Source organism: Phenylobacterium sp., assembly GCF_044358365.1.
Lineage (GTDB): Bacteria > Pseudomonadota > Alphaproteobacteria > Caulobacterales > Caulobacteraceae > Phenylobacterium.
In genome coordinates this window covers 1-6,871 of sequence record NZ_JBIKNZ010000109.1, presented here as the reverse complement: position 1 = coordinate 6,871, position 6,871 = coordinate 1, and the positions used below count along the sequence as shown (strand labels likewise).

The 6,871-nt window shown below is 65.9% G+C and carries 7 protein-coding genes; 3 read left to right on the top strand and 4 right to left on the bottom strand.

Annotated features, from left to right (window positions below):
- Together ACIQ3B_RS17680 and ACIQ3B_RS17675 are read left to right on the top strand one after the other, a co-directional pair.
- The coding region (locus ACIQ3B_RS17680) for an RsmD family RNA methyltransferase (RefSeq protein WP_397404919.1) at positions 1-384 on the top strand (384 nt) is incomplete at its 5' end.
- Between the two features lie 105 nt (positions 385-489).
- On the top strand, positions 490-2,094 hold the full coding sequence (locus ACIQ3B_RS17675; RefSeq protein WP_397404917.1) for an ATP-binding protein: 1,605 nt from the start codon (positions 490-492) through the stop codon (positions 2,092-2,094).
- Between the two features lie 9 nt (positions 2,095-2,103).
- On the opposite strand, the gene mutL is transcribed toward ACIQ3B_RS17675, so the two are convergent.
- Positions 2,104-3,924 (bottom strand): DNA mismatch repair endonuclease MutL, encoded by a 1,821-nt coding sequence (gene mutL / locus ACIQ3B_RS17670; protein ID WP_397404915.1) that lies wholly within the window; start codon positions 3,922-3,924, stop codon positions 2,104-2,106.
- Between the two features lie 42 nt (positions 3,925-3,966).
- Between mutL and ACIQ3B_RS17665 the strand changes: the two genes are divergently transcribed.
- A complete protein-coding gene (locus ACIQ3B_RS17665) occupies positions 3,967-4,917 on the top strand; it encodes a TraB/GumN family protein (protein WP_397404913.1) in 951 nt (316 codons plus the stop codon).
- 23 nt (positions 4,918-4,940) lie between these two features.
- Here ACIQ3B_RS17665 and ACIQ3B_RS17660 read toward each other — a convergent pair whose 3' ends face one another.
- From ACIQ3B_RS17660 to ACIQ3B_RS17650, 3 genes are all read right to left on the bottom strand, one after another.
- Complete coding sequence (locus ACIQ3B_RS17660) at positions 4,941-5,501, bottom strand: DUF3035 domain-containing protein (protein ID WP_397404911.1); 561 nt, start codon at positions 5,499-5,501, stop codon at positions 4,941-4,943.
- Positions 5,502-5,621: 120 nt separating this feature from the next.
- Entirely contained in the window at positions 5,622-6,107 is a 486-nt protein-coding gene (gene lspA, locus ACIQ3B_RS17655) for a signal peptidase II (RefSeq protein WP_397404909.1), read from the bottom strand.
- On the bottom strand, positions 6,104-6,871 hold a 768-nt coding region (locus ACIQ3B_RS17650; RefSeq protein WP_397404907.1), incomplete at its 5' end, for a class I tRNA ligase family protein. The genes lspA and ACIQ3B_RS17650, both read right to left, overlap by 4 nt.

The window sequence follows — 6,871 nt, the reverse complement described above, 5'->3', positions numbered from 1 at the left end:
TTGTCGCGGGGTGCAGACTTCTGTCTCTTCGTAGAGACGGACGAGGCGGCGCGCGGCGCGATCCGCGACAACGTCGAGAATCTGGGTGGTCTGTTCGGCAAGACCCGTGTGCATCGTCGCGACGCGACCGACCTGGGCGTTAAGCCCGGCGCAGATGGCCCGGCCTTTGATCTGGTGTTTCTGGATCCGCCCTACGCCGGGGGGCTTGGCGAGGTCGCGCTCGCGAAATTGGCAGAGGGCGGCTGGCTTGCTCCCGGCGCGGTCGTGGTGTTCGAGAGGGGCATCTCCGAACCCGCATTTGATGCCGCCGGGTTCTCCGTACTGGACGTTCGCGACTATGGCGCAGCGCGCGTGCATTTCATGGTTTTCGCAGAACTACTTTAGGGATCGTCTCAAAGTTGTTGCAAAAACTTCACAAAACAACCTGTCCGCGATAACGCGCCATTAGGAGGCTTGCAACAATCTGGGCGGAGTATTCTGGAGAGACCAATGACGCGCCTTCTCGACGTCGCGCCCTATGTTTCCCCGGCCTCAAGCACCACACTTGGCGCCGAAATTCTCCGGCGATTTGAGACCGAAAACGAAACACTGGCGATCGCGGTCGTCGACATCGACGGGCGACCGATCGGCTTGATCGAACGGAACGCCTTTCTGGTCCTGATGGCCGCCCAGTATGGGCATTCGCTCTGGGCGCGCCGCCCTGCCACCCAGATCATGAAGCGCGATCCGGTTATAGTTGACGGTGAGGTTACGGTGGCCGAATTCTGCGGGCGCGTGCTGACCGAGTCGACTGCGGACCTGCTGCATGGCTTCATCGTTACCGTAGAAGGACAATATCGCGGTGTCGGCGCAACCATGGCGTTGCTACAGGCCTCCGCTGCAGAAACCGCGACCTATGCCGATCAGATGCAGAAGCTGGCCTGGGAAGCCGGCGAGGCGCTCGCGACAAAGGGGCGATTCCTTGCGGTGATGAGCCACGAGATCCGCACCCCGCTCAATGGCGTGCTCGCTGTCGCTGAAATCATGCGGCGAAAATGTACCCAGTCCGACCTGGCGCCCTTCATCGAAACCATTCTGGATTCCGGCGGAACGCTGCTGAGACTGCTCAATGACGCGCTGGACCTGTCCCGCGCTGAAGCCGCCGGCCTTCAGCTTGATGAGGCGCCACTGCTGGTGGCGGGTCTGGTGGATGAGTTCAAGGGACTCTGGTCGTCAAAGGCAGAACTGAAGGGGCTTGAACTCCGGGCCGTCTATGAAGGACCCCCAGAACTCAGAGTACATACTGACGCCGTGCGCCTGCGGCAGGTTTTCAACAACCTGATCGGCAACGCCATGAAGTTCACCAACCAGGGCCATGTCCTGGTGAACGTGGCAGTTCGAATGGTTGGCGACAAAGTCCGATTGACGGGATCCGTCACGGACACCGGCCCGGGCGTGCCGCAAGATCGCGCAGAATCGCTGTTCCTGCCCTTCCAGCAGACCGATGAAGGTGTGCGCCAGGGCGGCGCAGGACTGGGCCTGGCCGTTTGCCGACAGATTGTGGAGCGTATGGACGGCGTGATCCACATTGTGCACACCGCCGAACCCGGCACACGGATCGAGTTTGAGGTTCTCCTCGATCATCTTCCGAATCTGGAGTTGACCGCGCCGGCCGACCTGGTCGCCGGACCTGAAGAGCCTGAGACCCATGATGACCAGGTTCATGTGCTGATCGCCGACGACAACGCCACAAACCGGATGGTCGCGGAGACGTTGTGCGAAATGTGTGGATTCACCTGCGAGGCGGTAGAAAGCGGCGAGGCGGCTGTCAGCCGGCTGGCAGTCGGCCATTTCGATCTCGTGCTCATGGACATCAAGATGCAAGGCATCGACGGCGTGGAAGCGACCCGACGTATCCGCGGATCTGGTGGGCCTTATGCCGGCATTCCAATTCTGGCGCTAACGGCGAACGCCGACCCGACAGATGCCGCCTTCTATCGGCAGAGCGGCATGGACGGGGTCGTGGAGAAGCCGATCAATCCGGAACGCCTGTTCGCCGCGATGAGCAGGGCGCTAGAGGGAGATCGGGCTGAAGACGAGGTCTGTACCGCCTGAGCACCATCCCTATCGCCTCCCGAATAGCCGTTCGATGTCTGCCAGCTTCAGCTCCACATAGGTGGGGCGGCCGTGATTGCACTGACCCGAGTGGGGTGTGGCTTCCATCTGACGAAGCAGGGCGTTCATCTCCGGCGCGCTCAACCGGCGACCGGCGCGGACCGAGCCGTGGCAGGCCATGGTGGAGCAGACGTCCTCCAGCCGTTCCTTGAGCGCGAGAGCCTGACCGTTCTCGGCCAGGTCATCAGCGATGTCGCGGATCAGGCCGGCTGCATCAGTTTCGCCCAGCAGGGCTGGAACCTCCCGCACCAGCACAGCAGCGCCGCCGAACGGCTCAACCACCAGGCCCAGGGCGGCCAGTTCGTCGGCACGGGCCAGCACGCGCTCGGCCTCGGCGGGGTCGAGCTCAACCACCTCGGGCAGCAGAAGGGCCTGACGGGCGACGCCGCCGTCGGCCATCTCGGTTTTCATACGTTCATAGACCAGGCGCTCGTGGGCCGCATGCTGGTCGACGATCACCACCCCGTCGCGGGTCTGGGCCACGATGTAGGTCTCGTGCACCTGGGCGCGAGCGGCGCCCAGCGGATAGTCCACCGGATCAAAGGCGGTCGTCACCGAGGGTTCCGCCACCCCGTATGCCGGATCGGTTTCGGCCCGCGCCGAGACCTCGGACAGGCCCGGGATCGACTGAACGGCCTGCGCCCAGCCGCCCTGGCGCCAGGCGGAGAACCCTGCGCCCGATGGTTGTGGCGGCATGCTGTTCGGACGAAAGCCGCCCAGGGCGGCCATCGAGACCGTGGTCGAGGCCCGGTGTCCGGCGGCGGCCAACGAATGACGCAGGCCGCTGACGATCAGGCCGCGCACCAGCCCCGGATCGCGGAACCGCACCTCGGCCTTGGCCGGGTGGACATTGACGTCCACGAGCCCGGCGTCGAGCTCGACATAGAGCGCGGCCAACGGATGGCGATCGCGGGCCAGGAAGTCGGCGTAGGCGCCGCGCAACGCTCCCTGCAGCAGACGGTCGCGCACCGGGCGGCCATTGACGAACAGGTACTGGTGCGCCGCGTTGCCGCGGTTGTAGGTGGGCAGGCCAGCGAAGCCCGTCAGGCGCACGCCCTCGCGCTCGTGATCCAGCGCCAGGGCATTGTCGGAGAACTCGCGGCCCATGATCGCCGATAGCCGCGCCAGACGACCATCGGGCCCCGCCGCCTCGGCCGGCAGGCGCAGGGCGCGGCGGCCATCGATATCGAGCGAGAAGCTGACCGATTCATGCGCCATGGCCTGGCGCTTCAGTTCCTCGGTGATCGCCGTGGACTCGGTGCGTTCGGACTTCATGAACTTCAGGCGCGCAGGCGTGGCGTAGAACAGGTCCCGAACCTCGATCCGCGCACCGTGCGGACCCGGGAAGCCCGCCGGAGTCACCGCGCTCACTGCCCCGGCATCGACATGGATGGCATGGGCATCGCTCACGCCCTTTGCCCGACTGGTGATCGACAGGCGAGAGACGGAGCCGATGGAGGGCAGCGCCTCACCCCGGAACCCCAGAGTCGCGATCCGCAGCAGGTCGTAGTCGCCGTCGACACCGGGGTAGAGCTTGGAAGTCGCGTGGCGTTCCACCGCCAGCGGAAGCTGGTCAGCCGCCAAACCATGGCCATCATCAGCCACAAGGATGCGGGTGAGACCACCGCCGTCGGCCTGGACCTGCACGTCCCGGGCGCCAGCGTCGAGGGCGTTCTCCACCAGCTCCTTGACCGCGCTGGCAGGGCGCTCCACTACCTCGCCGGCGGCGATGCGGTTGATCAGTTCGGTAGGGAGGCGATGAATCGGCATGTTGGTTCAACTTGAGCACATAGTACGATTCCAGGGAGCCTCATGCCTGTCGTGAATCGTCATCTGGTCCTGAGCCTTGTCGCCTGGCTTTGCGCGCTGCCGGCTTCGGCCCAGGCGCCCGCGCCCGATCCTGATGAGACGCTGGTGGAGGAACTAGTGGTCACCGGCCGCCTGCCCGGCCCCGCCTGGTGGCGCGTCACCGACGCCGACACCACGGTCTATGTGCTGGGGGTTCCCTCAATTGCGCCCAAGCGGATGCAATGGGACCGCTCGATCTTCGAGCGGCGGCTCAAGAACGCCAATGTTGTGGTGCTGCCGTTTGTGAACGTGCGCGCCAAGCTGGGCGGCTCGATCGGTACGGCCATCAACTTCCTGCGGATCAAGTCCGGCGGACCCTTCGAGGCCACTCTGGACCCCGCCACCCGCGCTCGTTTCGTGGCCGTCCGCACGCGGCTGGGGCAGAGCGCCAAGCACTATGACACACGCAACCCGCTGGCGGCCGGCGTTCAGCTGGCCATCGACTACCGCGACGTCTCCAGCCTGACCAACAGCGACCCGGCCAAGCTGGTGCGTTACCTGGCCCAGCAGAACCGTGTGAAGGTGGTCGAGAAGAGCTACGATCTGGGGCCCCAGCTGGGGGGCATTCTGCGGACGCCGCCGTCTGTCGGCCGGATCTGCTTCGACGAAGTGCTGGCCCAGGCCGAAGCCGGTCCGGGCGTGACCCTCGCCGCGGCGCAGGCCTGGGCGACCGGGGATGTGCGCGGCGCCCTAGACAACGAGCGGACCTACGAACGATGCCTGTCCACCATCAGCGGCGGGCGCACCTATGACGAGCGCACCAAGGCCGATACGGCGGCGGCCATCGCCAGCGCGTTGAAGACCCCCGGGCACGCGATCGTGCTGGTCTCGCTTCGTCCGCTGCTGGCGCAGAATGGCGTGCTAGAACGCCTGCGGGCGCAGGGGTTCACGGTCAAGACACCAGGAGAATCTTGACACCCCCACTCAAGGGGGAAAGCTCACAGACCCGGAAGCTTGATCCGGGACTTGCCTTCGCGCTGGATCACCACGGACTTGTCGCCAGTGAGCTTGGCGATGCGTTCCTTTTCAGCCGCGGCGTCGACCTGCGTGGTTGAGCCATCGAGGCCGGACGTGGCGCCAGCGGCAGGCGCGGCGGCGTCCTTCTTCCAGAACATCACCGTGTCAGCGAAGCTCTTTTCCTTGTGCGCGATGTCGCCGAACTCGTCGTCGACCACGTAGCGGACCAAGGGATCGGCCTTTTCGGCTCCGGCCTTGGCGACCAGCATCTTTTCGCCCTCGGAGCGTTGTTCGGCTTCGCGCTGGCCCAGCAGGGCGTTGCGCGCAGCGCTCTCCGGCTGCAGTTCCTGGGGCCTCGGTTCGCCGGGCGCCGGGGGGCGGAGCGCATAGTCGGGCGGCACCACCAGCGGCGCCTTTGTAACGATCCGGAACTCGTCGGGCGTCACCTTGGACATGCCCAGGGCCTTCTGGGTCGATGTGCAGCCGGCGAGGCCTGCGGTCGCAGCAAGAGCGGCAACGACGATCACTCGGTTCAGGCTCATGTATCCAGCAACTCCCAGGCGTCTGACCGACGCACGTCCAAGTAATATCCTGCCGGGTTCCTGTGGCGGGAAAACGGCGCGGTTCTCCAGATAGCGCAATCGACGCCCAAGGCCAACGGATCAGGCCTTGGGCTCGCCGCGCAGCGTATCCAGCAACAGCACGATCATCCCGACGGTGATGGCCGCGTCGGCGACGTTGAAGATCCACGGGAAGAAGCCCAGCCGCGAGACGTCGAGGAAGTCCACCACGGCGCCGAAGCGGGTCCGGTCGATCGCATTGCCGATGGCGCCGCCCATCACCAGGCCGAGTCCGATGCCCAGGAACAGGCGTGTATTGCTGCGCGCCCAGTTGGCCAGGAAGGCGGCGACGCCCAGCGAGAAGACCACCAGGGCCCACCGCACGGCGTCGTGGCCAGCCTGCAGCAGGCCGAAGCTGACCCCCTGGTTCCAGATGCGGGTGAACTGCAGCGGCCAGACCACCTCGTGGGGGACGTATTCCGGCAGGCGCAGGACCTCCATGATCCAGACCTTGCTGGCCTGATCCAGCGCGATCACCACGAGCGCGATGGCGTAGGCCATCCAGCCGATGCGTGAGACGGCCGTCATGTGCGCGCCGCATCCCAGGCCGCCACGGCCGCAGCGTCGCGGAGCGACAGGTCCGGGTAGCGGGGGTCTGATCCCACCTCCGGCAGGATACGCCAGGAGCGGGCGCACTTCTTGCCCTCAGCTTTCAGCGGCTGCACCGCAACGCCGGGCACATCGGCCAGGCGGAAGGCGTCGGCCGGGCCCTGGCCCACCACCAGCGTCGCCTGGCTGGTGCGGAAGACCTCTGCGGCGTCCAGCCCCTCAAGGGCGGCCAGCAGGTCGGGATCCGAAACGTGCACCCGGGGGGCGGCCTCAAGCGCGGCGCCCATGCGCTTCTCCCGGCGCTCGATCTCCAGGGCGCCGGTGACCACTGAGGTCACTTGCTGGACCTTTGCCCAGCGCGCAGCCTCGGCGTCATTGCGCCACTCCGCCGGCGTGGTCGGGATCACCCGCATGGCGTTGGGGTGGGCGTCCGGATAGCGGGTGGCCCAGGCCTCTTCCATGGTGAAGGGGATCAGCGGGGCCAGCCAGGCGGTCAGGCGTTCGAACACCGCGTCCATCACCGTGCGCGCCGCCCGGCGCTTCACATCGCCAGGCTGGTCGCAGTAGAGGCAGTCCCGGCGGATATCGAAGAACAGCGCCGACAGTTCGTTCTGGCAGAACTCGGTGATCGGCCGGATAACATCCTGAAAAACATAATCATTATATGCGGTGCGAACCTGGGCGTCGAGTTCGTAGAGCCGATGCAGGATGAACCGCTCCAGCGGCGGCATCTGCTCCAGTTC

What these genes read in the sequence shown, in the direction of transcription:
- ACIQ3B_RS17675 (WP_397404917.1), top strand. Translation starts at nt 490, where the DNA reads ATGACGCGCCTTCTCGACGTCGCGCCCTATGTTTCCCCGGCCTCAAGC.
- mutL (WP_397404915.1), bottom strand. Translation starts at nt 3,924, where the DNA reads ATGCCGATTCATCGCCTCCCTACCGAACTGATCAACCGCATCGCCGCC.
- ACIQ3B_RS17665 (WP_397404913.1), top strand. Translation starts at nt 3,967, where the DNA reads ATGCCTGTCGTGAATCGTCATCTGGTCCTGAGCCTTGTCGCCTGGCTT.
- ACIQ3B_RS17660 (WP_397404911.1), bottom strand. Translation starts at nt 5,501, where the DNA reads ATGAGCCTGAACCGAGTGATCGTCGTTGCCGCTCTTGCTGCGACCGCA.
- lspA (WP_397404909.1), bottom strand. Translation starts at nt 6,107, where the DNA reads ATGACGGCCGTCTCACGCATCGGCTGGATGGCCTACGCCATCGCGCTC.